The organism is Peribacillus sp. NPDC097197 (genome assembly GCF_050278025.1).
Classification (GTDB): Bacteria; Bacillota; Bacilli; order Bacillales; family DSM-1321; genus Peribacillus.
Map to the genome: position 1 here is coordinate 20,776 of NZ_JBNNST010000016.1, position 25,150 is coordinate 45,925.

At 42.9% G+C, this 25,150-nt stretch carries 31 protein-coding genes; 10 read left to right on the plus strand and 21 right to left on the minus strand.

Annotated features, from left to right (window positions below):
* The first annotated feature begins 135 nt into the window (after positions 1-135).
* Positions 136-1,056 carry an EamA family transporter gene (locus tag ACQKL6_RS17335; RefSeq protein ID WP_427651596.1) on the plus strand — a complete coding sequence of 307 codons (921 nt, stop codon included), beginning with the start codon at positions 136-138 and terminating at the stop codon, positions 1,054-1,056.
* 497 nt (positions 1,057-1,553) lie between these two features.
* Here ACQKL6_RS17335 and ACQKL6_RS17340 read toward each other — a convergent pair whose 3' ends face one another.
* The 5 genes from ACQKL6_RS17340 to fabL all read right to left on the minus strand — a co-directional run bounded on the left by ACQKL6_RS17340 (position 1,554) and on the right by fabL (position 5,696).
* Entirely contained in the window at positions 1,554-3,299 is a 1,746-nt protein-coding gene (locus ACQKL6_RS17340) for an ABC transporter ATP-binding protein (RefSeq protein ID WP_403079863.1), read from the minus strand.
* Positions 3,300-3,414: 115 nt separating this feature from the next.
* Positions 3,415-3,945 carry a nucleoside tri-diphosphate phosphatase gene (ntdP, locus tag ACQKL6_RS17345; protein ID WP_402871408.1) on the minus strand — a complete coding sequence of 177 codons (531 nt, stop codon included), beginning with the start codon at positions 3,943-3,945 and terminating at the stop codon, positions 3,415-3,417.
* A 226-nt stretch (positions 3,946-4,171) separates the two neighbouring features.
* Complete coding sequence (locus ACQKL6_RS17350; protein WP_427651598.1) at positions 4,172-4,426, minus strand: YgaB family protein; 255 nt, start codon at positions 4,424-4,426, stop codon at positions 4,172-4,174.
* Positions 4,427-4,699: 273 nt separating this feature from the next.
* Positions 4,700-4,876, minus strand: coding sequence for a gamma-type small acid-soluble spore protein (locus ACQKL6_RS17355; RefSeq protein WP_402871417.1), 177 nt, complete (start codon positions 4,874-4,876; stop codon positions 4,700-4,702).
* A gap of 70 nt (positions 4,877-4,946) precedes the next feature.
* On the minus strand, positions 4,947-5,696 hold the full coding sequence (gene fabL / locus ACQKL6_RS17360) for an enoyl-[acyl-carrier-protein] reductase FabL (RefSeq protein WP_402871419.1): 750 nt from the start codon (positions 5,694-5,696) through the stop codon (positions 4,947-4,949).
* A 64-nt stretch (positions 5,697-5,760) separates the two neighbouring features.
* Between fabL and ACQKL6_RS17365 the strand changes: the two genes are divergently transcribed.
* Positions 5,761-5,985 carry a hypothetical protein gene (locus tag ACQKL6_RS17365; protein WP_402871421.1) on the plus strand — a complete coding sequence of 75 codons (225 nt, stop codon included), beginning with the start codon at positions 5,761-5,763 and terminating at the stop codon, positions 5,983-5,985.
* Positions 5,986-6,098: 113 nt separating this feature from the next.
* Here ACQKL6_RS17365 and mutY read toward each other — a convergent pair whose 3' ends face one another.
* Positions 6,099-7,211: an A/G-specific adenine glycosylase gene (mutY, locus tag ACQKL6_RS17370; protein ID WP_427651599.1), complete on the minus strand. Its 1,113-nt coding sequence runs from the start codon at positions 7,209-7,211 to the stop codon at positions 6,099-6,101.
* Between the two features lie 200 nt (positions 7,212-7,411).
* Between mutY and ACQKL6_RS17375 the strand changes: the two genes are divergently transcribed.
* The gene (locus ACQKL6_RS17375) at positions 7,412-8,389 is read left to right on the plus strand and encodes a metal-dependent hydrolase (RefSeq protein WP_402871425.1); all 978 of its coding nucleotides are present in this window, start codon (positions 7,412-7,414) and stop codon (positions 8,387-8,389) included.
* A gap of 61 nt (positions 8,390-8,450) precedes the next feature.
* Here the strand turns inward: ACQKL6_RS17375 and ACQKL6_RS17380 are convergent, their stop codons facing one another.
* Positions 8,451-8,717 (minus strand): YfhJ family protein, encoded by a 267-nt coding sequence (locus ACQKL6_RS17380; RefSeq protein ID WP_402871428.1) that lies wholly within the window; start codon positions 8,715-8,717, stop codon positions 8,451-8,453.
* A 113-nt stretch (positions 8,718-8,830) separates the two neighbouring features.
* On the opposite strand from ACQKL6_RS17380, the gene ACQKL6_RS17385 reads away from it, so the two are divergent.
* The gene (locus ACQKL6_RS17385) at positions 8,831-8,986 is read left to right on the plus strand and encodes a small, acid-soluble spore protein K (protein WP_427651600.1); all 156 of its coding nucleotides are present in this window, start codon (positions 8,831-8,833) and stop codon (positions 8,984-8,986) included.
* Positions 8,987-9,028: 42 nt separating this feature from the next.
* Here ACQKL6_RS17385 and ACQKL6_RS17390 read toward each other — a convergent pair whose 3' ends face one another.
* Complete coding sequence (locus tag ACQKL6_RS17390) at positions 9,029-9,340, minus strand: YfhH family protein (RefSeq protein ID WP_402871434.1); 312 nt, start codon at positions 9,338-9,340, stop codon at positions 9,029-9,031.
* Positions 9,341-9,413: 73 nt separating this feature from the next.
* On the minus strand, positions 9,414-10,211 hold the full coding sequence (gene recX / locus ACQKL6_RS17395; protein WP_427651601.1) for a recombination regulator RecX: 798 nt from the start codon (positions 10,209-10,211) through the stop codon (positions 9,414-9,416).
* Between the two features lie 124 nt (positions 10,212-10,335).
* Between recX and ACQKL6_RS17400 the strand changes: the two genes are divergently transcribed.
* The 3 genes from ACQKL6_RS17400 (at position 10,336) to ACQKL6_RS17410 (ending at position 11,718) form a co-directional block, all read left to right on the plus strand.
* The gene (locus ACQKL6_RS17400; protein WP_427651616.1) at positions 10,336-11,244 is read left to right on the plus strand and encodes a TIGR01777 family oxidoreductase; all 909 of its coding nucleotides are present in this window, start codon (positions 10,336-10,338) and stop codon (positions 11,242-11,244) included.
* Positions 11,245-11,297: 53 nt separating this feature from the next.
* Positions 11,298-11,420, plus strand: a complete 123-nt coding sequence (locus tag ACQKL6_RS17405) for a YfhE family protein (protein WP_402871438.1) — start codon at positions 11,298-11,300, stop codon at positions 11,418-11,420.
* Between the two features lie 112 nt (positions 11,421-11,532).
* A complete protein-coding gene (locus tag ACQKL6_RS17410) occupies positions 11,533-11,718 on the plus strand; it encodes a YfhD family protein (protein ID WP_402871439.1) in 186 nt (61 codons plus the stop codon).
* Positions 11,719-11,976: 258 nt separating this feature from the next.
* On the opposite strand, the gene ACQKL6_RS17415 is transcribed toward ACQKL6_RS17410, so the two are convergent.
* The 6 genes from ACQKL6_RS17415 to ACQKL6_RS17440 form a co-directional block, all read right to left on the minus strand.
* Positions 11,977-12,168, minus strand: a complete 192-nt coding sequence (locus ACQKL6_RS17415) for a hypothetical protein (protein WP_402871442.1) — start codon at positions 12,166-12,168, stop codon at positions 11,977-11,979.
* Between the two features lie 82 nt (positions 12,169-12,250).
* Positions 12,251-13,816: a fatty acid--CoA ligase gene (locus ACQKL6_RS17420; RefSeq protein WP_427651602.1), complete on the minus strand. Its 1,566-nt coding sequence runs from the start codon at positions 13,814-13,816 to the stop codon at positions 12,251-12,253.
* 90 nt (positions 13,817-13,906) lie between these two features.
* Positions 13,907-15,064 (minus strand): thiolase family protein, encoded by a 1,158-nt coding sequence (locus ACQKL6_RS17425; RefSeq protein ID WP_402871447.1) that lies wholly within the window; start codon positions 15,062-15,064, stop codon positions 13,907-13,909.
* 25 nt (positions 15,065-15,089) lie between these two features.
* The gene (locus ACQKL6_RS17430; RefSeq protein WP_402871450.1) at positions 15,090-16,235 is read right to left on the minus strand and encodes an acyl-CoA dehydrogenase family protein; all 1,146 of its coding nucleotides are present in this window, start codon (positions 16,233-16,235) and stop codon (positions 15,090-15,092) included.
* 54 nt (positions 16,236-16,289) lie between these two features.
* Positions 16,290-17,057, minus strand: coding sequence for a 3-hydroxyacyl-CoA dehydrogenase (locus ACQKL6_RS17435; protein WP_402871453.1), 768 nt, complete (start codon positions 17,055-17,057; stop codon positions 16,290-16,292).
* 32 nt (positions 17,058-17,089) lie between these two features.
* The gene (locus ACQKL6_RS17440; RefSeq protein WP_402871455.1) at positions 17,090-17,470 is read right to left on the minus strand and encodes a MerR family transcriptional regulator; all 381 of its coding nucleotides are present in this window, start codon (positions 17,468-17,470) and stop codon (positions 17,090-17,092) included.
* A gap of 144 nt (positions 17,471-17,614) precedes the next feature.
* On the opposite strand from ACQKL6_RS17440, the gene ACQKL6_RS17445 reads away from it, so the two are divergent.
* The 3 genes from ACQKL6_RS17445 (at position 17,615) to ACQKL6_RS17455 (ending at position 19,640) form a co-directional block, all read left to right on the plus strand.
* Positions 17,615-18,058, plus strand: coding sequence for a universal stress protein (locus tag ACQKL6_RS17445; RefSeq protein WP_427651604.1), 444 nt, complete (start codon positions 17,615-17,617; stop codon positions 18,056-18,058).
* A gap of 160 nt (positions 18,059-18,218) precedes the next feature.
* Positions 18,219-19,103 carry a cidABC operon transcriptional activator CidR gene (gene cidR, locus ACQKL6_RS17450; RefSeq protein WP_402871459.1) on the plus strand — a complete coding sequence of 295 codons (885 nt, stop codon included), beginning with the start codon at positions 18,219-18,221 and terminating at the stop codon, positions 19,101-19,103.
* A gap of 165 nt (positions 19,104-19,268) precedes the next feature.
* The gene (locus ACQKL6_RS17455; protein WP_402959312.1) at positions 19,269-19,640 is read left to right on the plus strand and encodes a hypothetical protein; all 372 of its coding nucleotides are present in this window, start codon (positions 19,269-19,271) and stop codon (positions 19,638-19,640) included.
* A 64-nt stretch (positions 19,641-19,704) separates the two neighbouring features.
* Here the strand turns inward: ACQKL6_RS17455 and ACQKL6_RS17460 are convergent, their stop codons facing one another.
* From ACQKL6_RS17460 to ACQKL6_RS17485, 6 genes are all read right to left on the minus strand, one after another.
* On the minus strand, positions 19,705-20,427 hold the full coding sequence (locus tag ACQKL6_RS17460; RefSeq protein ID WP_402871463.1) for an amino acid ABC transporter ATP-binding protein: 723 nt from the start codon (positions 20,425-20,427) through the stop codon (positions 19,705-19,707).
* Complete coding sequence (locus ACQKL6_RS17465) at positions 20,424-21,080, minus strand: amino acid ABC transporter permease (protein ID WP_402871465.1); 657 nt, start codon at positions 21,078-21,080, stop codon at positions 20,424-20,426. The genes ACQKL6_RS17460 and ACQKL6_RS17465 overlap by 4 nt, the downstream gene beginning before the upstream one ends.
* 76 nt (positions 21,081-21,156) lie before the next feature.
* Complete coding sequence (locus ACQKL6_RS17470) at positions 21,157-21,975, minus strand: basic amino acid ABC transporter substrate-binding protein (RefSeq protein WP_427651605.1); 819 nt, start codon at positions 21,973-21,975, stop codon at positions 21,157-21,159.
* Between the two features lie 306 nt (positions 21,976-22,281).
* The gene (locus ACQKL6_RS17475) at positions 22,282-23,310 is read right to left on the minus strand and encodes an AI-2E family transporter (RefSeq protein ID WP_402871469.1); all 1,029 of its coding nucleotides are present in this window, start codon (positions 23,308-23,310) and stop codon (positions 22,282-22,284) included.
* 206 nt (positions 23,311-23,516) lie between these two features.
* A complete protein-coding gene (locus tag ACQKL6_RS17480; RefSeq protein ID WP_402871471.1) occupies positions 23,517-23,750 on the minus strand; it encodes an excisionase family DNA-binding protein in 234 nt (77 codons plus the stop codon).
* A gap of 131 nt (positions 23,751-23,881) precedes the next feature.
* Positions 23,882-24,886 carry an Ig-like domain-containing protein gene (locus ACQKL6_RS17485; RefSeq protein ID WP_427651606.1) on the minus strand — a complete coding sequence of 335 codons (1,005 nt, stop codon included), beginning with the start codon at positions 24,884-24,886 and terminating at the stop codon, positions 23,882-23,884.
* Positions 24,887-25,150: the final 264 nt, after the last annotated feature.

The window sequence follows — 25,150 nt, forward strand, 5'->3', positions numbered from 1 at the left end:
AAGCTAAGATAACTCAACAATAATGTTTAAACTCAGCACTTGCTGAGAGACGGAATTTTAAAAGGATTTCCTTTTTTCGTTCGTCACTTGCCATCTAGGCAGGTGGCGATTTTTATTTTTCAGGGGTGAAAAAACATGCAACTTTTGAAGTATTCTATAATGGTTTTAATTGGTTCCATCTCATACGGCACATTATCCACCATGATGAAATTCGGATTCAAGGATGGTCATTCTTCCGGGGACCTAGTCGGCAGTCAATATTTGATTGGATGGCTGATTGTCGCCGTTTTGTTCCTTTTTTCGTTTAAATATAAAATTTCTTGGAAAAATGCCGGTTTGCTTGCCATTACTGGGATGATGTCCGCTTTTGTCGGAAAAGCCTACGCGGTGGCTGTTGCGGAGCTTCCGGCTTCCATTGCCGTAGTATTTTTATTTCAGTTCACCTGGATTGGTGTCCTTATTGAAAGCATCATAAACAAAAGACGTCCAGATCGAAGCAAGGTCCTGGCCATCTGCTTGCTCTTTATCGGGACATTATTTGCAGGTGCCATCTTTGGCCAGCCTCTCTCTGCCCTTAGTTTGACGGGGGTATTATTCGGGCTTCTGTCTGCCTTGCTCTTTGCTCTTTACATGTTCTGCAACTCTAAGTTCGCCGTTGAAGAGCCCTCGATGAAACGTTTATTTTTCATTGCGACAGGTGCCATGCTGACTGCGGTATTCACAACCAATCCGGTAACGCTTGCCACCAATCTTGTCGAAACCAACCTTTGGCAATTCGGTCTATTGCTCGGTACACTTGGTGTTGTGGTTCCCTTCTTTTTCTTTGCCGTCAGTATGCCGAAAGTCGGCGTCGGCCTGGGGACGATCCTATGTGCCGCAGAATTGCCTTCCGCGATGGTCGTTTCCGTCATCTTCCTTGGAGAAGGCGTAACATCCCTTCAATGGTTTGGAATGTTCTTGATTATCGTCGGAATCGCCTTGCCGGAGTATTTAAAGTATTTGTTGAAAAAGACTCATACCAAGAAAAAGCCTTTGCACGGAAAAAGGGTTTCTTAATGTAACATTCATACGAAAAAAAGAGAAGGATAGCTGAAGCAACTATTATTTGCCTCAGCTATCCTTTTTGCCGTTTCAGTATAATGCCTTGATGGATAATAATAGACATATACATGCTAACGTAAAGAAAAGGACCGAAATTTTGAGATTCTTTCTCATATTAAATCCGTAGGCACTAAAGAAGATGGCAGCGGCTAATTTGGCAAAACCTTTGAAATAAGCATGATTTGAAAAAAGAGTACTGCTAAAAACAACGGAAATCACCAAAGTTACAAAGATTAGAATTTTAAACCACCATGGCTCTCTCAGGAAATGTCTAACCATAAATTTTATCCGCTGCATGAATGTATACTCCCCTTCGATACTCTTTATTAACTAAGTGTATGGTATTTTAACAAGTTTATTAGAATAATCTGCCCCGAAATTCATCTGCATCCTATGTATTCCACAATGATCAAAAAGACCATCCCGCAACAGCGAGATGATCTTTTTTGATGTCAGTTATCCAATTGTTGCACCTGAAAGAGTTTATAATAATTGCCTTGTTTTTGCATAAGCTCTTCGTGTGAGCCGATTTCGGTGATTTCCCCATTATCGATATGGACAATTCGATCGGCATGCGTGATGGTGGAGAGACGGTGCGCCACGATGATCGTGGTTCGGTCCTTCGCCAATATATCAAGGGCTTCTTGAATATTATGTTCACTTTCCAGGTCAAGGGCCGATGTTGCTTCATCCAGGACAAGAATCGGTGGGTTTTTTAGAAAGACCCTGGCGATGGCTACCCGTTGCTTTTGGCCACCTGAAAGTTTCACGCCCCGCTCGCCCACTTTCGTATCATAGCCTTCTTTCAATCCCATAATGAATTCATGGGCGTTGGCTGCTTTGGCGGCTGCAAATACCTCTTCGTCAGTAGCGTCGGGTTTCCCCATCAGGATATTGGCCTTCACAGATTCACTGAATAAGATGTTATCTTGCAGCACCATCCCGATTTTATCGCGCAAGCTTCGAACTTGATAGTTTCGGATATCGGTTCCGTCCAGTAAAACGGCCCCTTCCGTGACATCATAGAACCGGGAAATCAAACTGACGATGGAGGATTTTCCCCCACCACTCATGCCGACCAGTGCAATGGTTTCACCAGGCAACACATCCAGGTTGATATGTTTTAGAACAGGTGCCTCCTTCTCGTCATAAGCAAACGAGACATCCTTGAAGGTGATCCGTCCGTCCACATGCTTCAGTTCTTTTGAATCCGGTGCATCATCGATATCGTACTTCTCATCCACGAACTCGAATACCCGGTCCATGGAAGCCAATGTTTGGGTCATCGTCGTCGATGAATTGACTACGCGACGTAGAGGATTATAGAGCCTGTCTATGAACCCGACGAAGGCGACCATCGTTCCGAGTGTCAACTGCCCCTGTATGACTTGATATCCGGCAAAGCCAATCACCAGTAATGGGGCAAGGTCCGTAATCGTATTCACGACGGCAAACGATTTTGCATTCCAGCTTGTATGCTTGAGTGCCTTATCGAGGAAATTTTTATTCTGCTTCGCAAACAGTTCCTGCTCGCGGTCTTCTATCGCAAAACTTTTGATGACAGACATCCCCGAGACACGCTCGTGAAGATGACTCTGCACATCGGCCAGAGCTTGTGACCGTACTCTCGTATAGATCCTAAGCTTGCCGAAGAAATGCTTGATTGAAAACGCATAAAAAGGCAGCATGAGAATCGAGACGATCGTCAGCTTCACATCCATCGTAAACATGATCACAATGACAATGGCGATGGTGGCGATATCGAGCCAAAGGTTCATCAGGCCCGTAATCACGAAATTCTTCGTTTGCTCGACATCTGTGATCATCCTTGAGATGACCTCGCCCACCCTCGTATTGGAATAATATTTAAAACTTAATTTTTGTACATGAGTGAATAAATTATTGCGAATATCATATAAAATCTTCGTTCCGGTCCATTGGGCAAAATATTGCCGGTAGTATTCAATCGGAGGCCTTATTGCCACGAAAATGAATACCATGATGCCCATCGCCCACAGGAGGTGTTCGGTTTTCTCTTCTGTCGTCAGATTTCCATTAATGATGTCATCTACAACATATTTACTTAATAAAGGAATCAACAGTGGAATTCCGAATTTTAACAGACCTATGAAGACTGTCCCGATAATCTGCCATTTATATGGCTTAACGAATTGCATATATCTCTTAATGCTGCCCACGGGGTCCCTCCATTTTTTTATCTATTTTCTCTTCTTACTATACCCTATTAGCCTTGATTGTCCGACCATCTGCAAAAGAAAAAGCCTGCAATGTTAGCAGCAGGCCCCCTCACTGTTATCGATACGTTAAAAAACGTTCATACCAACTATCAATAAATTCCGCTGAGAATGGTCCTTTTCTCTGGCGAATCATATATATTAGATAGTCTACATTCTGCTTTAGTATTTTATCGATAGCTTCAGGATAATTCATTTCCTTCGAATGTCTTTCATATTCATCCTCATCCAGCAAATTAAACGTCATATCTGGGAATACTTTGATGTCCAGGTCATAATCAATGTATTTCAGTGCTTCTGGATCGTATGTGAACGGAGAACTGATATTACAGTAGTAATACACCCCGTCCTCTCTCAACATGCCAATCACATTAAACCAATACTTTGAATGAAAGTAACAAATCGCCGGTTCCCTTGTGATCCAGGTCCTACCATCAGATTCCGTCACGATCGTTCGGTCATTGGCCGCAATCACCAAGTTTTGAGTTCCCTTCAAGACGGTGGTTTCTTCCCAGATACGATGGATATGTCCATTATGTTTATAGCTTTGGATTTGGATTTTTCCTCCTTCAGCAGGAACAATCCCCATTTATCTCTCCCTACTTTCTATAGACACCTTCAACGTACTGTGCCCTATTCCGTTACAATCGTGTGGATTCGCTTATATACATTTTTCCATTTACCCTATATTCCTATATTATAGCGATTTATTAGGAAATTTAAAACAAAAGAGGCTAATCTACAGTAAAAATGTGTAAAAAGATTAAAAAAAGCAATCTTTTTCCTCATTCTCATCTGAAAATTAGCCAATGTTTTTATTGAACTGCCGCCTGCTCCTGTTGATAACATCGAATGACATCCTCCGTTTGCCGCTCGAACGTTTCATGAATCGTCTTCAATTCCATTTTTCTATGTTGAATTTCCTCTTGAACGGTGACCGCTTTATCTTCTTCCTGATTCGCAAGGAATTGTTTCTCTATATCTTGGTATCTTTCGATTTCGGATTGTACATATAAAAGTCGTTCCATCGTTTTCAACTGGGCGTTAATGAGCCGGTTAAATTCCTCCATATTTGCACCATCCTACATCTGTATTTTTCCCATAGTATGTATATTCTATTTATTTACAGTATTTCCTTTTACATTTAATTTAAAACTTATCCCTTCTCTAAATTTTAACAAAATCCCCTTTCATCTATTCGTCTGGGCAGGCAAGATTAAAACGGGACCAAGGGCGCCAAGCGTGAAGTGGAACTAACATCAATATAGGGTAGGTTCATGGCAAATGATCACAATAAAAGGCACCCTTCAAAAGAAGGATGCCTGGTCGTGGTTGGAGTTCAATTACCCTTGGCTTTTTTTGCTTTGGGATTTTTGGTTTTGTTGTTTCACATCTTGTACATTTGTTTCACTCGCAAACTCTGTACCGTATTGGCCTTGGCCTTGTTGAGATTGCGCGTTTTGTTTTTTAACTTGTTGAATGTCAGTACCTGATTGTGTTTTGTTTTTGTAATTAGCCATTGATATCACCTCCACGGTAATAAGGTATCCATCATCACCGTGGGCTATCCGGCTAATTTTTACCAATTACTTAAACAAGCAGGGAAATTCCGCCATCGACGATGATCGTTTGCCCACGGATCATGCTTGATTCGTCCGCTATCAAGAAGAGAATCGTGTTCACCATATCCTCCACTTCGACCATCCGTCCTGCAGGTGTTTGTTCGGCGGCTTCCGCAAGCATTTGTTCGCGGTTTGGGAATGACTTTAAGGCATCCGTATCAATGACACCGCCTGAAACCGCATTGACGCAAATGTTTCTTGGTGCCAATTCAACGGCCAAATACCTTGTCAATGCTTCGAGCGCAGCCTTTGATACTCCGACTGCAGTATAGTTTTTCAGATATCGGATCGAACCGAGTGAACTGATGCTGACAATTTTCCCTCCGCCGTTTTTTTCCATTAGCTTTGCCGCTTCCTGGGCACAAAATAAAAGGGCTTTCGTATTGATATCCATGGTCCAGTCCCAATGTGTTTCTTCAAGCTCCATTAAAGGACGCTGTACGCCAGATGCCGCATTATTGATGAAAACATCCAAACGCCCGTAATGGGCATCGATTTCGGCGAACATGTTCTTCACTTTTGCGACATCGCCGACATTGGCCTTTACGACAAGCGCTTTCCGCCCCATGGCTTCGATTTCAGCAGCTACTTCTAATGCTTTGGACTTGCTCCGGGCATAATTAATAACAAGGTTGTACCCTTCTTTTGCAAGACGTAATGCCGTGCTTCTTCCGAGACCCTTACTGCTACCTGTAACGAGTGCTACTTTTTGTTCCATATGTTTATTCCATCCTTTCTGAGTGAACATTAAAGTATAACGAATAAAAAAGGAGTGTGTGTCTATGTATGTTGGACGAGATATGACAGAGTTGTCCATGATGGAGAAATCGGATTGGGAAAATAGCGAGCTTGCCTATTTTCATCACTCCCTTCAACAAATGGTACCTTATTTGAACCAAGAAGGACAGAGTATCCATAAGGAAATCGTTCAAGAAATCGAAAGAAGAGGCGGGCTGAAAAGACAGGAAGCCGATTACACTCATGGTACCGAGACAACCTACGATTGACTTGAATTTAATGAAAGATGCCGAAAGCAAAGCTTTTCGGCATCTTCTTTGTTGAGTTCATTCTAAAATATATTTACGTTAAGCAGTTTTTTCTTCATAAGGCAAAAATTGAATTAGCCCCTATCGTTATAGGCTTTCATCATCTTTTGGTGAGAGACTGGAAATGCAAATTCCTCCATCGCCTCTTTACTCACCCACTTCAGCTGATTTTCCCCTAAGGTGTCATCACCGATTGGTTCCTTCAACACTCCGGTATACGTATCCATCTTCCATACCAGATGGGAAAAGACATGTTCAATTTTGACGAGCGAATCGATCAATTCCGGTTTGCTACCGTAAGTCTCAAGAAAACGCGCCTCAAAAAATTCCCGTTTATGTTGAAGGGTTGTGTGAATCTCGAAGTTCGGGTATTCCCAAAGGTTCGCAAGCAATCCTTCCGACGCCCGCTTATGAATGAGGAATTCACCTTTTTCATTCGTCAAAATCGCAGCAACGATTGGTACGTCACGCGACTTTTTCTTTTGGATCTTGACCGGCAGCTCTGACTGTACTCCCTCCTCAAATGCCAGGCAATGGCTTTGCACAGGGCATAACAGGCAGGCTGGCTTGCCTGGCGTGCAAATGAGTGCACCCAGTTCCATCAGGGCCTGATTGAACTCAGACGTATGATTGGGATCGATTAGCTTGCGTACGGCGACCTCGAAGGTTTTCCTCGTCTTCGGCTTAGCGATGTCTTCATAGATCATCAAGATCCGGGACAACACACGCATGACATTTCCATCGACGGCCGGTTCTGGCTTTCCATAGGCAATGCTTAGGATCGCTCCGGCCGTATAAGGTCCGACACCCTTCAGTTTCGAGATTTCCTCCGGGCTATCCGGGACAATCCCATTATAGGATGCTTGGACTTCCTGGACAGCACTATGCAGATTGCGGACCCTTGAATAATAACCAAGGCCTTCCCACGCTTTTAATACCTTTTCCTCATCGGCAACCGCGAATTCACCAAGAGTGGGGAACCAGTCCATAAACCGGTTAAAATACGGGATGACGGTATCCACCCTGGTTTGCTGCAGCATGATTTCAGAAACCCATACCCTGTATGGATCCTTATTTTCACGCCATGGCAAATCCCTTTGTTCTTCAAGGAACCAGTTGACCAAATCTTTCTGAAACGCTTCAATATTTACTTTTTCTATGGTTGGGATCATTATTTCTTTCGCCATTTTGTTCCTCCAAAGATGTTAACTCTTATTAAAAAAGGGAATACACCATAATGGGCATTCTTTTTTAACAGGCACTCATTTCGTTTTATTGTAAGGGGCAAGGTAAGAAAGTCAAATATATTCATTTGATTGATAATATATAAATACGGTATGATGGAAAGAAGACATATTTTTCTATATTGTGGCAGGGAGGTTTTGCTTTGGATACAGGCACTCACTTTGTCATGGGGATTGCTCTTGGAGGACTTGCCACATTAGATCCTGTTATTGCGCAAAGCCCCATTACTTTCAGTGCGGTAATGGCTGGTACGGTTTTGGGTTCGCAAGCTCCTGACATCGACACCATTCTAAAATTAAAAAATAACGCTGTTTATATACGAAATCACCGGGGAATCACGCATTCGATTCCTGCCGTGTTACTTTGGCCCCTGCTTATCAGTGGCACCCTTTACATGATCATGCCTGAGACGAACTACCTTCATTTATGGCTATGGACATTTCTGGCCGTATTCCTGCATGTTTTCGTCGATATCTTCAACGCCTATGGGACACAGGCGCTACGGCCCATTTCCTCGAATTGGGTGGCACTTGGGGTCATCAATACGTTCGACCCGTTCATCTTCGGGATCCATGTTGGCGGCTTGATATTATGGGGATATGGTTTTCCCCCTGGTTATCTATTTCTGACGATGTATGCCATACTCGTTCTTTATTATCTCGCCCGTTTCAGGGAAAGAGCATTCGTAAAGCGAGCAGTCAGACAGCAGATTCCCGGTGCACGGAAAATTCTCTTATCACCAACGATGAGCTATCACCGCTGGAGAATAGCCGTGACTGCCGAAAAGCATTATTATGTGGCCCGGGCTGATCGAGGCTACGTGACGATTCTTGATACGTTTGATCGAATCCCGCTTCCTGAAAGCAAAGTTCTTGAAGCCGCCAAGCATGATATCAATTTGGCAGCCTTTCTCTCTTTTTCCCCCGTCTACAGATGGGAAATTGAGCAGAACAAGGATTATTATGAAGTCCGGTTCATCGATTTAAGGTACCGCAGCAACGGTTATTATCCTTTTGTCGCCGTTGTTCATTTAGACGATGACTTGAATATCTTGAATTCATTTACCGGCTGGATCTTTAGTGAAGCGAAACTCAAGAAGAAATTGAATATCATTTTGTAGTACCTTCATAAGAAAAAAAGGCTGATTCCGAGGGGGAAATCCCCAATGGAATCAGCTTTTTTTAATGAATTTGGTTCTGTTGATCCAGTAAATGCTTATATTTAGGATTTTTTGCAATGAATTCGTGGAATCGTTCCCCGTAGTTGTCGATCCAAGTCTGGACAACTCGTGATGTCATTTCTTCGCCCGCATATTCATGTCCCGCTTTCGCATAGGTCGCCTCGAAATCTTCCCATAATAATTCAACCCAAGTTAGAGCCTGCTCATACGTTATGTGATCATTTTTCTCGAGCAAAATCTTGGTTAATCTTTCATGGTAATCATTCATCTAAACCACCCCGTTGCCAATATTTTTACAGACTGAATTTTACTGTTCCTTACCCATACTAGTAGAGAACAGAAACACTTTTTTACTTATTCTAATGCTTGGAGGAGAAAAACTTGAGAAATAAACAAAAAGGTTTTCCTAACCAAAACAATAATAAATTCCAAGGCGAACCTCGCGCAAAGGAGAGATATGCTTCAAAACGGGCGGATGGCAGCATCAATACACATCCACAAGAACGTATGAAAGCTTCAAGCGAAAGAACGGAATAAAGATACTACCAAAAGGAATCGGGTTCGTCACGATTCCTTTTTTTATTTCAACATCGAAATGGGCAACGCTTCCTCTTTCCCACTTCCACCTAAACGGTATCCCCAGGCAAAAACGCCATTCATATAATCAATTTTGAAGTAGACACCCGGGTCGCCTTCAACTTGATAAATTTCACCTTTTTTAAAATCATCCGGATTTAACAGATAGGCTTTAGCCATGGTCACTTTCCGTTCCAATACGGAATATTCGTTGACCATTCCCAGTTGCTCGGCTTTTCTCGCCTTTTCCGTCAGTGTGGCAATTTCTTGCTGCAGCTCGTAATCCGACATCGTGCTATATCTTACCTCGCTCATATATAAGGCTCCTTAATTAATAATATGTACTTCTATATTAAACAAAATTATGCGTTTTGGCTATGCATGTACCTTAATCGACATCAGAATCGTTCAAATAGCGGTCGATCAATTCGATGGGGAACCCTTTTCGATATAGTGCCTGCTTCATCTTCTGCTTATACTCAAAGCCTTCATAGTTCCGGTAACGGCGTTGAAGTTTTTCGGCATGATGCGTAAGCGAGGTCCATTGCTCATCCTCGTCTTTTTCCACGCCCACCTCTTCCAAGGCCTCGTGTATGATGTCCCGGGGATATCCTTTACGGACTAATGTTTGTTCCACTTTTTGCTGTAATGCCCGTTCCGAGATATTCTTTTCTTTCCTGATCGACTTTTCGGCAAGCTTTCTTGCATGCTCCACTTGAATCTCGTGGGGGTATTCCAACAAAGCTTGTTCGATCAGCTTATCCTGAATCCCTTTTTCCTTCAGCTCCTGCTTTAGCGTGATTGGTCCTTTATTGCCACCGTTCACATGCGTCCGGACATATGCCTTGGCAAAATCGAGATCGTCGAGATAGTGAAAGCTGTACAGCTTATGTATCGCTTCTTTTATAATCGGTTCTTCGATATCCTTCTTTTTTAAATACAGGCGGACTTCCGATTCTGAACGCATGCGGTAGGATAAATAATGGAGGGCATCGGTAAACGCCTTTTGTATTTCATCATGAAACTGCACTTCGGCAAGAAGCAAATCATCGAGTACCGTGCCTTTTTTCAACTGGAACTTCAGAAGGACCTCTTCGTCCACACTGAACGCATATTTTTCATCGACAAATATATTGTAACGGTCTGTTCTTTTCTTTTGGGTCGTTATTTTCGTTATGTTCGGCATACTTTCCACCCCCTTCTTACTTTACCCGTTTCTGTGAACCTTTTCTAGACAAGCACGTCCAAAAATGAAAAAAGAACCCGAGCGTGTTACAGTGAAGGAAAGACAGAAAAAGGATGTGATTTTCATGAAAATAGCCATTGCCGGTGGAAGCGGTTTTGTCGGCTCTGCCCTTATTGACGAATTATTAAAAGAAAATCATGAATTATATATATTGACCAGGCATCCAGATAAATATGATAAGCAAGAGCATATTCATTACGTAGGCTGGCTGAGCGCAGTATCAAGCCCTGAGAGACAGTTGGAAGATCTTGATGTGTTCATCAACCTAGCCGGGGAGTCATTAAATAGCGGTCGTTGGACACAGGAACGGAAACGGACGATTGTCGAAAGCCGGGTCGAGGCTTCCAAGGAAATGAACCGGATCCTCTCCAAGCTTCCGAAAAAAATCCCGTGCCTAATCAATGCCAGCGCAGTGGGATACTATGGCATATCCGACCAGGAAACCTTTACAGAGGAATCGGATTCCATCGGGGAGGACTTTCTGGCCCGCACCGTCAAGCTATGGGAAAAAGAGGCGATGAAATCCAGCCCCTACTGCGAACGTGTCGTCCTCACAAGATTTGGCGTAATCCTGGGGAAAAAAAAAGGGGCACTCCCCATGATGACCCTTCCCTACAAACTTTTCGGCGGTGGAAAAATCGGCAAAGGTACCCAATGGCTTTCCTGGATTCATATTCAAGACGTCGCCCGTGCGGTTTCTTTTTGCATGAAGGAAAAGAATATCCAGGGACCAGTCAATTTCACAGCGCCAAACCCCGTTCAAATGGATACGTTCGGTAAAACGATTGGCGCCGTTATGAAACGGCCTCACTGGTTCCCGGTCCCTCCATTCCTTCTAAAAACCGCACTCGGCGAAATGAGCATCCTGGTCCTTGAAGGGCAAAAGGTCCTACCAAGCAAACTAATGAAGGAGGAATTCACATTCTCCTTTCCCACTCTTAAAATGGCCCTAGAAGATATTTTACATGTATGATTGAAGTTATTTGGGAAAAAATAGGATTATCACATGAATTGGAGATGATCTAAATGGCGAAAAAAACGGATAAAGAAAAAAGTTTCCTAACAAGCATGCAAGAGATCACTTACTCTCGCGAATTCAAACAAGCAGATCGAGCCGGCGGTTTTACAGAAAAGAAACCCCGTCGTTAAGTTTGGCGCTTTTTTCCGTACATGATGATCTACCATTCAACACACAATAAGCTGGAGATGATTTAAATCAAATCATTTCCAGCTTATTTACTTTCATCGAGGGGGCGCTAACATGGGTCGAAATAACATTCACCATAATCGGGATAAAAACAAACAAAAACTGCCACAGGTACCTAAAAACCTTAAAAGTGACGGAATTGATGTCGAATTTTCTACCGAACTAGCCGACCAAGATGATATGGAGGCTCAAGCGCGCGCCAATGCCGCTGACCGTCGAGCCCATAACCGTAAATCATAGCGTTTAGAGGAGGCTGCATATTCAGCAGCCTCCTCTTATACACACCATCTTATCCACAGCCTTGTTAATATTGTGGATATTTTCTGAATATACCGATAAATAATGGGTAATACGACACCTCTTGATTATATGAAAATAATGTAAATTATGGATAACTCTGTGGATAATGTGGATAACAAGCTATATTCCTTGAATCGTAAGCTTTTTACATGTGGATAACATTTAAAAGGAGACTCCTATGACTGGAGTCTCCTTTTCTTATTCATTCACTAATTCAACTAATGAATCGATCATCACCCATTGTTGCCTTAGACGGTATTCTGTGGATTTTTCATAAACCAATTTGCTTGCGGCAGCTTGATCGCTTTCGGCATTCACTAAACTGCGTCCTTCGAGAATGGAATGTTCATCGACGACCGCATGCCATGCAATTCGAAATGACTTACTCAATTTGTTCCCCCCATTATGTTTTCTCATGTTGTCCTTTATTTTATCGGCCACTCGGATTTTTATTTTAAGGGGAATCCTCAAATTATTGTTCTTCCACGACGTTCTCTTCCAACTGTTTGCGAAGCATGAATTTCTGGATTTTGCCACTTGCGTTTCGCGGCAGCTCCTCACAGAAAATATATCGTCGTGGACGCTTATAGTTAGCCAGCGTTATGCTATTCCTGCACCAATCCTCTAAATCCTTCTCAGTTAACGATGAATCTTTCGCCACGATAAACGCCGTCACCGTTTCTCCCCATTTATCATCTGGTTGACCGAGCACGGCACAGTCGAGAACCCCCCGATGTTCATAGAGGGTATCTTCCACTTCACGAGGGTAAACGTTCTCGCCACCCGAAATGATCATATCATCCACCCGGTCCTTGACCCATAGAAAACCGTCTTCATCAAGGAAACCGATATCCCCGGAATGGTACCACCCTTTATGAAGCGCTTTTTCCGTCTCTGGCTCTCTTTGAAAGTACCCTTGCATGATGCAAGGTCCTTTCACGAGGATTTCCCCTGTTTCCCCAGGACCCATGGCATCATCGGGATCCGCTGGCCCATCTTCATTCGGACGGGCAATGACGATTTCATGGCCACGGCATGCCTGGCCGGCTGAACCGGCTTTCCGGATTTGGTCGTCTTCCAGCAGCAAGGTGATGGCTGGACCCATTTCGGTCATCCCGTAAGCCTGGATGAACTGGATGCCCAGTTTTTCCTGGCAAGCGAGCACAAGCGTCGGGGCCATTGGGGCTGCCCCGTACAATCCAAGCTTGAGGCTTTGAATATTATAGTTCTCCAGGTTCTCCTGAAGCAGCATGTTCCACATCGTCGGGGCTGCGAATAGTTTGGTGATTCCTTCCGCTTCGATCAGCTCAAGTGCCAGCTTGGGATTGAACTGATGCATAATCACATTCTTAGCTCCGACCTGAACGCGTGGTAAAAATGAACAGTGCAATTCAGCACAATGGAACATGGGTGCGGTAATCAAACCGACGTCTTGACTTTCATATCTCATCGCCTCTGTTATTATGGCTGACTGCTCGACCATATCCTTATGAAGATGGATCACTCCCTTAGGTCTTCCTGTCGTCCCGCTCGTATACATGATGGCATAGACATCATTTTCATCCACGGCTACATCAACCGGTGTGGAAGATGCATGGATCAGTTTTTCCTGATAACTCTTGGCATAGCTTGGAACTTTCTTATCAATGAACCAGAAAGCAATGCTTGGAAAACGTTTTTCAATCGCCGCCACGGACGATTGCAACTCCTCCTCGAAGATCAGCACCTTTGGCTTTGCATCACTGATGATGAAGGCCAGCTCTTCCGCCATCAATCGAAAGTTAATCGGATTAAAGACAGCCCCAATCTTGGCACAGGCAAAAAACGCGGTGGCCAGTTCTTCATTATTATATAAATAAGTAGAAACCCGGTCTCCTTTTTGGACACCTTCTGCTTGGAGCGCAGCCGCCAGTCTATTCACCTTGTCGTTCCACTGGATGTATGTATATCGGGCATTCCTTCTCACGTCGTAGATAGCTTCTTTAATGGGGAATTTTTGAACCGTCTGATCGAATAGGGTGTTAATCGTAACCGACATCTTTTTTCCTCCTCAAATACCTGCCATCATCCGGGGGATTCCTGATGATGACAGCTTTCTACTTCATCCAAACCTGACCTTCACGTGAATTTACCGATTACTCAACCTTTCGATGATTGTTGCATTGGCCATCCCATGCCCTTCACACATCGTTTGCAGTCCATAACGGCCGCCTGTCCTTTCCAGTTCATGCATCATGGATACCATCAGGCGGGCACCGCTTCCGCCAAGGGGATGTCCCAGGGCAATCGCCCCTCCGTTTGGATTCAGCTTCTGCGGGTCTGCGCCCGTTTCCTTCAACCAAGCCAGGGGTACAGGTGCAAACGCCTCATTCACTTCAAAGATATCGATATCATCAATGGAAAGACCCGACTTTTCCAAAGCCTTTTGCGTAGCCGGAATCGGACCCGTCAACATCAATGTCGGATCTGAGCCGACAACCACCCGCGTATGCACTTTAAAACGTGGTTTTAAACCAAGTTCTTCTGCCTTACTTCTCTCCATCAACAGTAAGGCCGCAGCCCCGTCGCTGATCTGGCTCGAGTTCCCGGCATGGATCAGACCATCTTCTTTAAAAACGGGTTTCAATCCAGATAGGACCTCAACCGTCGTTCCAGCTCTTGGTCCTTGATCTGCCGTGACGTCAATCGGGTTGCCTTCTTTATCCGTACCTGTAACGGAAATGATTTCCCGGTCAAAATATCCCTCTTTTTGCGCGCGTATTGCCCTCTCATGGCTTTCAACGGAAAATGCATCACATTCCTCGCGTGTGATTTCCCACTTTTCGGCGATTCGTTCAGCTGAGAGTCCTTGGTTGATCACCTCATAGTTGTCAACATACTTTTGGCTCGTAGTCGCCCCTTGGTAATTGAATCCCATCGGAACACGGGACATATTTTCCACACCACCCGCTACGACCACATCCATATCGCCTGATAGGATGGCTTGGGAAGCGAAGTGAACAGCCTGCTGGCTTGATCCACATTGACGGTCGATGGTCGTTCCTGGCACTTCAATCGGATAACCGGCAATCAAGGCAGCCACACGGGCAATATCTCCAGCCTGCTCCCCAGCCTGTGTTACACAGCCTAAAATGACATCTTCAACGATGGCTGGGTCGATTCCTGCTTTTTCAACCAGTTTCCTTAACACTTCTCCAGCTAATTCGTCAGGACGAAAGTCCCGCAGGACCCCATTCCTTCTGCCAACCGGTGTACGGATCCCCTCAACAATAACCACTTCACGCATCTAATCGCTTCCCTTCCATTCTTTTTTAGAGGCCAAGATTCTTAGCTATGATTTTTTTCATGATTTCATTGGTTCCTGCGTAAATGCTTGCTACAGGTATATCCCGGTAGCGCCTAGCAATCTTGTATTCTTCCATATAGCCATAGCCACCGTGAAGTTGCATGCATTCCGTGGATATTTTCCTGGCGGTTTCCGTCAATCTCCATTTCGCCATCGACACTTCGGTTACAACGTTTTCCCCTGCCATATGGTTTGCAATCAGTTGGTCCAGAAAAGCTCGGCCCATTTTGATTTCCGTTGCCATCTCGGCTATTTTAAACTGCGTGTTCTGGAACTGGCTCACCGATTTGCCGAATGCTTCACGACTTTTCACGTATTCAATCGTATCCGCAAGCATGTCCTCCGATGCAGCTTGGGCACAGATTGCGACCACAAGGCGTTCCTGTTGCAGTTTCTCCATTAAATAGGTGAATCCCTTGCCTTCTTCACCAAGCAGGTTTTCCTTTGGCACCCGGCAATCCTCGAAAATGAGCTCTGCTGTATCCTGACAATGCAGGCCAAGCTTTTTCAACTTCCTTCCCCGTGAGAACCCGGGTGCATCTCGTTCCACGACGATCAATGAAACGCCTTTATGCTTCGGAACAGCATTTGGATCGGTTTTACAAGCTACGATAATCAAATCGGCATGGATGCCATTTGTGATGAATGTCTTTTGCCCGTTAAGAACATAATGATCTCCATCCAAGATCGCCGTCGTTTTAATATTGGCCAAATCCGATCCCGTCCCCGGTTCCGTCATGGCGATAGCCGTAATCCTTTCCCCGGTCGTACATGCAGGAAGCCAGCGCCTTTTTTGTTCCTCGGTTCCATAGGCGGAAAGATAGGGTACCGTAATATCGCTATGAAGCCCGAAACCGATTAATCCCGAGCCCACCCTTTCCAGTTCTTCATTGATGATGACCCCAAAGCCCCAATCGACTCCTGACCCACCAAACTCTTCATCAAGATCAGGACAGAGAAAGCCTTGCTCGCCCATCTTCTCCCAGAATGACCGTGGGATGAGTCGCTCTTCTTCCCACTTTTCATAATGTGGAACCGCTTCTTTTTCTAAAAACTTCCGTAATGATTTACGGAAAATCTCGTGATCTTCTGTTAAGTAAGAATGCTTCATCTGTTCTCGCTCCTCTTTCTTTTCTCTTCTTCTATCATTACTCCGGTGTCATGGTCACCTTGGTGACATCCTGATGGCCCCGTCCAGCCGGATCGTTTCCCCATTCAGCATCGGGTTGGTTATGATGCTTTCCGTTAGCTTCGCGTATTCGTTTGGATACCCGAGCCTTGATGGGAACGGTACCGTTTTCCCAAGGGATGTCCTCGCTTCTTCCGGAAGCGAATCGAACATCGGTGTATGAAATAAGCCAGGTGCAATCGAGACGACCCGAATGCCAAAAGAAGCAAGATCCCTTGCTATCGGTAAGGTCATGCCGACGATTCCCCCTTTTGAGGCACTATAAGCAGCCTGCCCGATTTGGCCTTCAAAAGCAGCTACGGAAGCCGTATTAATGATCACGCCCCGTTCGCCCTCTTCATTCATTGGATTATGGACCATTTTCTCCGCTGCGAGACGTATGACATTAAACGTGCCGATTAAGTTGACCGTCACCACTTTTGAGAACGCTTTCAATTCATGTGTGCCTTTTCGGCTGACGACCTTCTCGGCAATGGCAATCCCCGCACAATTGACGACCGTGTTAATCGTCCCGAATGTTTCGATTCCTTGGTCCATGGCGGCTTGGACACTATCCTCTTGCGTCACATCCGTTTTAATGAACAGGACGGAATCCCCTAATTCCTCGACCAGCCTGGCCCCTTTTTCTTCCGAGAGATCAAGAATGATCGCTTTCCCGCCTTTATGGATGATGTTTCGCACCGTTGCCTCACCCAGTCCTGAAGCCCCACCTGTCACTACTGCCACTGTCTCTTGAATATTCAAGTCCTCCACCTCTTTCCCTTTGTTTTTGAAGCTTATGATTCAACCTTCAAGTTATGAAGGGTTTTCTTAAAATCATGGATCATATATTCAAAATCCCGCTTCAATTCAGCAAGTTCCCTCATTCGTTCATTGATTTCTTCTAATTTCTGTCCCGCTTTTTCTATCGTTCTCTCCAGTTGCTTGACCCCTGTTCTGTCCTGCTCGAAAAGGACCACAATGTCTTTTATTTCATCTAAAGAGAACCCATACTTCTTGCCACGCATGATGATTTTAAGCTGTGCGAATTCTTTCTTTCCATATACTCTGTTCCCTGTTTCGGTCCGCCTCGGCTTTAGCATGCCTAATTCCTCATAGTAACGCAGCGTCCTCGTCGTCAATTCAAACTCTTTGGCTAACTCAGAAATCGTGTACATCCTATAACCACACTTTACAAAGGGATTATTTACCTTTATCTTACCATTGACGTTAACGTAAACTTCAACAAATATTCATAAAATTTCATGAAATCAAAAGAAAAGGGTCGTTTTACCTGTTATACTAAAGATATATTCTTGTAAATGAAGGGATGGATCAACATGATCTGCTCGAAAATACTAGTTGCCTATGACGAATCTGAATTAGCTCTCAAGTCTTTGGAAAAAGCGATTGAATTAGCCAAGCTGGATCCAGCCATTGAAATTCATGCGATACACGCTGTAACGCTACCGATTCATCCAAGTATATATGGAAACGCTTTTCAAGAAATCGAGGAATCCATGCTGAAGTATGGAGAAGAAGTCATCTCAAAAGCGGATGCGCTATTATCGGAAATTCCGAATAAAACCCAGACATTTGTCGTGGAAGGCTCCGCCATCAAAACGTTATTGGAACATGCGAAGTCCCAAAACTGCGACCTTATCATCATGGGTAGCCGCGGCTTAAGCGGGTTCAAGGAATTCCTGGGAAGCGTCAGTCATTATATCGTGCAGAACTCCCCGGTACCCGTCTTATTGGTTAAGTGATTACATAGTACGACTCGTTTTCACAAAAGCTGGGCTCCTTGAGACCAGCTTTTCTGCTAGCTTGACAATAGGATGTAAACGGCAAAGAGATTCTTATTTTACAAACCCTTATTTCTATGGGTAAAATGAAAGTACTTTGAAGAGATAAGCAGGTGAAGCGATGGATATTAAGCATTTACAATACTTCATAGAAGTGACTAATTTTAACAGTTTCACTCGGGCAGCCGATCATTTATTCATTACTCAGCCGACCATCAGTAAAATGATCAAGAACCTGGAAACCGAACTTGGGGTTGAACTTTTCGATCGTTCCCGCAAGCAACTCGCTCTGACCGATGCCGGTCGGGTCGTATTAGAGCAGGCAAAATTGATTGATAAAGCCTTTCATAACTTGGAAACAGAAATGGATAATTTATTAGGCCTTAAAAAGGGACATATACGAATCGGTTTACCCCCGATTATCGATGCCTCTTTCTTCCCCCGAATTCTTAGCCGTTTTCATGAGGATTATCCCAATATCACCTTTCAATTGGTTGAAGATGGTTCAAAAAAAATTGAAGAGTCCGTTCAAAATGACCAACTGGATATAGGCGTAATCGTCCTGCCGACCAACACCGTTCTATTTCACCATTTTGCCTTTTTAGAAGAAGACATCAAGTTGATCGTTCATCCCTCTCACCCACTTGCTTCCGAGGATGAAATCGATTTGATAGATCTTCAACATGAGTCCTTTATCTTATTCAATAAGGATTATGTTTTGCGTGACCTCATCATTTCATCTTGTAAGGAATCAGGTTTTTCTCCACACATCGTTACCGAAAGCTCTCGATGGGACTTTATAGAAGAAATGGTTTTCTGCAAGCTTGGCATCGCCCTTTTACCAGAAAGCCTCTGTCGGTTGGATAGTCGTGTTAAGACCATTAAGGTTAAAAATCCATCACTGAGCTGGAACTTGGCATTCATTTGGAGTAAGGATCAATACCTTTCATACGCCGCAAAGGAATGGCTGAAATATACAAAGGAAGCATTGGCTAAAAAAGAGTGATCATACACCTTCAATAAGAAAATAATGTAAGCACTATCATAGATATGAGTTATCTTCATGATAACATCTAACCATTTTACTTTATTTACTTGCCGAGTTAGACTTGGTAGTGAGTAAAAAGCACTGCAATACCGATATATCGATATTTTCTGAAAGGAGATATTTATGATCACTTTATCTAGTGTCGATGAGTTACAAGCAACCGAAGAAGCGTTGGAAAAAATTAAATATTCATACCCCGAATTATTTAAAAAACTGCTTCATGTCGTTGCCTTAACACGAGCTTTCCAATTTAAATATCAATTTATGGGCACATTAATCATGGATGAAAACCCTAACGAATACACCCCTGAATTCGTTATGCCCTCCGTTATCACTTTATATAAAGAGGAAGTTCAAAAGTTAAAGAATGATCCGAATATCGAGGTTCTTCGACAAACCCTCTCCCAAAATGAAAATATTGGATATGCGAAAATCAGTATGCTAGTGCTCGGTAAAAGCCCTGAATCACTTTTAGGCGCTTCATACATTAAATAATACCCCCTGATATGTTCCTAAAAAAACCTCCCGTTTTCGGAAGGTTTTTTTCTTTAGCTATACGTCAAAGGACTTTACTCAAAAATGCCTTCGTTCTTTCCTGCTGCGGATTGTCAAAAATCTCGCTAGGCACATTTTCCTCAACGATCAACCCTTCATCCATGAATATCACTCGATCCCCAACTTCTTTTGCAAATCCCATTTCATGTGTCACCACAACCATCGTCATGCCTTCTTTCGCCAATTGCTTCATGACTTCAAGCACTTCACCGACCATTTCCGGGTCTAGAGCGGATGTCGGTTCATCAAACAACATGATCTTTGGGCCCATAGCTAGAGACCTAGCAATGGCTACACGTTGCTTTTGCCCTCCTGACAAAGAGTCCGGATAGGCGTTCGCTTTATCCGAAAGGCCCACCTTATTAAGCAATTCCATGCCCGTCTTTGCTGCCTGTTCCTTGGAAACTTTACGCACTTTTATCGGCGCAAGCATGATATTTTCAAGAACCGTTTTATGCGGGAATAAGTTAAAATGCTGAAAGACCATGCCGACTTCCGTACGGATTTTATTGATATCGACTTTCTTATCCGTCGTATCAAGCCCCTCAATGTAAATGTGGCCACCCGTTATCGTCTCTAGCTGATTGATGCATCTTAGGAAAGTGGATTTCCCAGATCCCGACGGACCAATGACCACGACGACTTCCTGTGGGGCAACGGTTGCACTGATATTCTTCAATACCTCATTGTCACCAAATGACTTATTTAAATTTTCCACCTTGATCATTCTGTTTTCAACCTACTTTCAAGTCTATTTAGTACGAAACTTAGAACGAGCGTCAGGCAAAGATAGATGAAGGCACAGGCCAAATATGGCTCCCATACTTTAAAATACTGACTGCCCATCGCTTTTCCCCAATACATCAATTCCGGGGCAGCAATGACACAAACCAAGGAAGAATCTTTCAATAATACGATGAATTCATTACCTAGAGGAGGAATCATGCGTTTGAATGCTTGTGGAAGGACAACGGAAATCATGGATTGAGTGTGCGTCAAACCTAAAGAACGTGCCCCTTCCATTTGTCCTTTATCAATGGATTGAATTCCGGCCCTAAATATTTCAGCAATATATGCCGCTGCATTTAAAGAAAGTGCAATGACTCCCGCTGCGACGGCATTCGTTTCGCCGGTAAAGAAAGGAACCACCCCAAAGTGGATCAAGAAAATCTGGACCAGTAATGGTGTCCCCCGGAAAACCGTGACATAGCAGTAAAATGGAAAGGCGAGCCATTTATTTCTTACAATCTTCCCTAATCCAATCAGCAATCCTAGAAACGTCCCGATTAGAATCGAAGAAACGGATAGACCAATCGTAAGCAACGTCCCCTTCAATAAGAAAGGCGCATATTCAAAAATAATATCCCAACGAAAACCCATTCTATGTACCTCCTAAAGTCCAAAAAAACTGCGTAACTTCACACGTAAAGTTACGCAATTTTTCTCATAACCTATATTATTGTTGTGCTTTTACCGTCTCGATATCTGGATCTGTGCCAAACTGTTTTTTATAGATTTCGGCGTACTTGCTATTATCGAGCATGGTATTGATCGCTTTATCGAAATCGGCCTTTAACTCACTGCCTTTAGGGAATAGGACTCCATAAAACTCCTCTTCAAAGCTGCTGCTGTCTTCCACGACCTTCAACTTTTGATCAGGATTATTTTTTACATACTCTTCAACGACCGTATTATCTGCCACGACCGCTTCAGCCCCACCCTTGAGCAATTCCTGAATGGCTAAGTTATTATTCTCGAATTTCTTGATATCTTTATGATTTTTTCCAAGAAGGGCTTCCACCGCTTCTTGACCCGTTGTACCTGTTTGGACAGCTATCTTCTTCCCTTTCAAATCTGCTCCCGATTCCACATCACTTTTTTCGGGAACCAAGATTTTATTAGTGGAAAGGAAATAAGGAACCGAAAAATCATACGATTGTTTTCTTTCATCATTCACTGTAATTGCCGATACTGCTAAGTCTGCTCTTTTTGATTCAATTTCCACAAAAATCGGATCCCACCCTACATGCTCGATTTCGACTTTATACCCAGCTTCCTTCGCTACGGCATTGATAAAGTCAACATCGAATCCGACGATTTTATCACCTTCGAGGTATTCAAAAGGCGCATATGCAGCATCCGTCACCACTCTAAGCGTCTTTTCCTTAGGCCCTTCATCACTTGTAGTGGAAACTTCCTTTTCCTTGCCACATCCGGTCATGATCAAAAGCAAAGAAGATATCACGACCAACATGTATACAGATACCCTTTTCAACATAATCCCCTCTTTTCTCCCGTAAACTCTCACTCAAAATAATCTAATAATTTAGATTTGAATGATTATTCAGTATTTTTTACTTAAAAATAGTATACGTTTTTTTGAGTTTTCATGCAATAAAAAGTAAAAAAATAACTTTAGTAGAATACAAGTTTATTACAGTAAATGACAAAACCGAGTATCATAATGGACTTTGAACATGTGAACAATCGATTCATCTTCTTTTTCCATAAAAAATAGAAAATTATATTGAAAACGAATATAAAAAAATAAGCAACCACCCATTTAGAGGGTTGCTGCTTATTATGGTTCGTCCAGTGCACGGTTAGTTTCTTCATCAATATCTAACATATCCAATAGGAAGATAAAGATTGGTATCCCGATAATCAATCCCCAAATTCCAAGGAAGTGTTCGGAAAACAGTAAGATCATAAACGTGAAGAACGTAGGAAGATTTGTTTTGGCCGACATGAATTTCGGGTTCAGAATATAGCTTTCAAGCGCATGAATCACCACAATCATGATCAACACTGCAATGACCTTTGGCATGCCTCCGATACTATAGGCAATCATGCTTAGTGGAATCAAGGAAATAATGACCCCAGCCACTGGAATCAAACCAAGGAAGAAAATCATGATCCCCAAACCAATTAACTGTGGAAAACCAAGAATCCATAAGAACGCAACGGATAGAATGGCATTCGTAATGGCAATTAGGAATTGAACCTCAATGACTTTTCCGAATGAGTTAACGAACTTCACACCGAAATGTCCAATATTAATGAAGAAGGAATTGAATTTCCCCCGCTTAAACTTGGAAGTGAAGCGGATGATTTTATCCTTTTCCAACAAGAAAAACAAGCTAAGCAGTATAGAAATGAAGATTTGAAACGCCAGTTTTCCAAAGTCAGATATATAAAGATAGAGCGTATTCATCTGCTTTTGAAGATCCAGAGGTGATTCAAGTTCATTCATTAAACTAATGGCATATTGAATGACCTTGCTATCAGGCGGATGTTGAAAGAAGAATACAATCTGCGTAATCAGCTCAGTAAATTGTGTCGTAATAACCGGCAAGTACTTATAAAGGACGATAGCTAAAGAAGCAATGAACACTATATAAATGAAACTTATGACCACTTTGGAATTGATGGGCATCACTTTTTTCAGATGAAGCATGATGAACTGTTCAAGCCTTCCCATCAGGAAAGTGAAAACAAATGTGAATAAAACGATATTGACCATACTTCCGATGCTTACAAGAAATAAAAACAGCACAAGTAAGGTAATGAATCTTGAAAATCCTTCGCTTTGTAAATACTCTTTTACCACTTACCTATCTCCTATCTACCATTTTGCCGTAATCTATCTTTGTATTTATTATTTTACACGGAATGGAGGAAATCTACTACAAATACCTTCCAAAAAATAATAATTTGAAATATCTTGCCCGGACTCCCTCAAAAGCCCCGGCTTTGTATTAACTATAACCGGTACAAAAAAGGGATGCACCTATTATGCATCCCAATCAAGAAGGCTTAGTCTTCGTCCTTAATGTCTAGATCTTCCGGAATCGGTTCATTCGCCAATTCTTCGACTAACATTTTATATTTCTCCAGCTGTTCAAAGTGCGTCTTGAACTGGTCCTTATAGATCAATACTACACCCTCGCCGTCATCCACCACTCTAATTTTCCCTTGTAAGATTAAACTTTCGACATATGGTATGGACACCGATAAATAATCAGCCGTTTCCTCTACTGTTAAATACACGTTTTCGTCACTCCTACTACTATCTTTATAGCTATTATACCAGTAGTTCACTTTTTCTGCTTTTCTCCTATTGCCCATTTTCCTCCATCCATTTGAAAAGGGCCTTTCCCAGATTGGGAAAGGCCCTTCTATCATTTCACTGTCACTTTGACCGTTTTGGCATTTCCGGCCTTATCGGTTGCCACAACCGATAACTTTGTCTTTTTCTTTTGTTTTTTCATCGTCACTTTATATTTGCCATTTTTATCGGCTGTCGCCTTTCCGAGAACCTTGGATCCCACTTTAACCTGCACGGTTGCTTTGGCCTCTGTTTTACCGGAAACCGATTTACTTGAACTCGTCACTGCGCTGACTGTAAGCGTTTTGGGTGCCGTCACGTCTTTTACCGTCGTTTTGACCGGGGTGGTCTGGTACTCTTTGCCACCCACGGTTCCTGTAGACCAAACAGAGACTTTCGTTCCGGCTTTTTGTTTACCGATCGTGACAGAATACTTGCCGTTCGCTTTTATCTTTGTTCCCTTTTTATTGACAACTTTATTATTGACCTTCACATACACTGTGGTATTCGGTTCAGCTTCCCCGCTTATCTTTGTATCCTTATCCCCGACCTTTTTGATGGTCGGCCCAGACATGGTTGCACCTACTGCGTATTCTTCCTGGCTTTTTAAACTCCCTGTGTCTTTCACTTTAATATAATATGTTCCCGGAGATACGGAATAGAGTTGAGTATCCGCTTGATCTACACGGTTGGAACTTTCCAGGCTCACCGCTTTATTCTTGGCATTATATAAAGAAAAATCTAGCGAACTATTAAACTCCGTAGCAGCGACCACATATAAGAAACCATAATGCTTCACTTTGATTTTATAGTAATCTACATCGTTCGCTTTATTGAAAATCCCCAAACCAAATTGTTTCAGGCTTATTGAGTTAGACTTTTTAATCGTATTATTCGGTTCTTTTTCAATGAGATACTCACTTGCCATCTTCTTGTATGACTGATTATGTACACGCTCGAAAGGACTTTTCAGGCCTGGTCCCTTTTCAACTGAAACTGTAGCGGCTCCAACCGCCCCTAAATTAAACGAAAATAGACTGAATACCAATGCCAGAATAAAAACAAATGATTTTTTCATAGTTCTCTCCCTTTTTAATAAAGTAAAAGATTTTCTTCTTTTCCCCTTGTCTCTACCCACATACAAAAAGAAAATAAACCCTATTTTACCAAAAATATACTAATAATTACTCTGTGCGTAAAGGGACTAAAGCCTGATATGTCCACCTTATTTCCTGGTTCGTAAATATCAAGGAAAATAAAATGCGTTTATACCTTATAAACCAAACCCATAAAATGTAAAATGGTGTTAATGTAGGAGTTCTATAGACTAGGAGGATTGAAA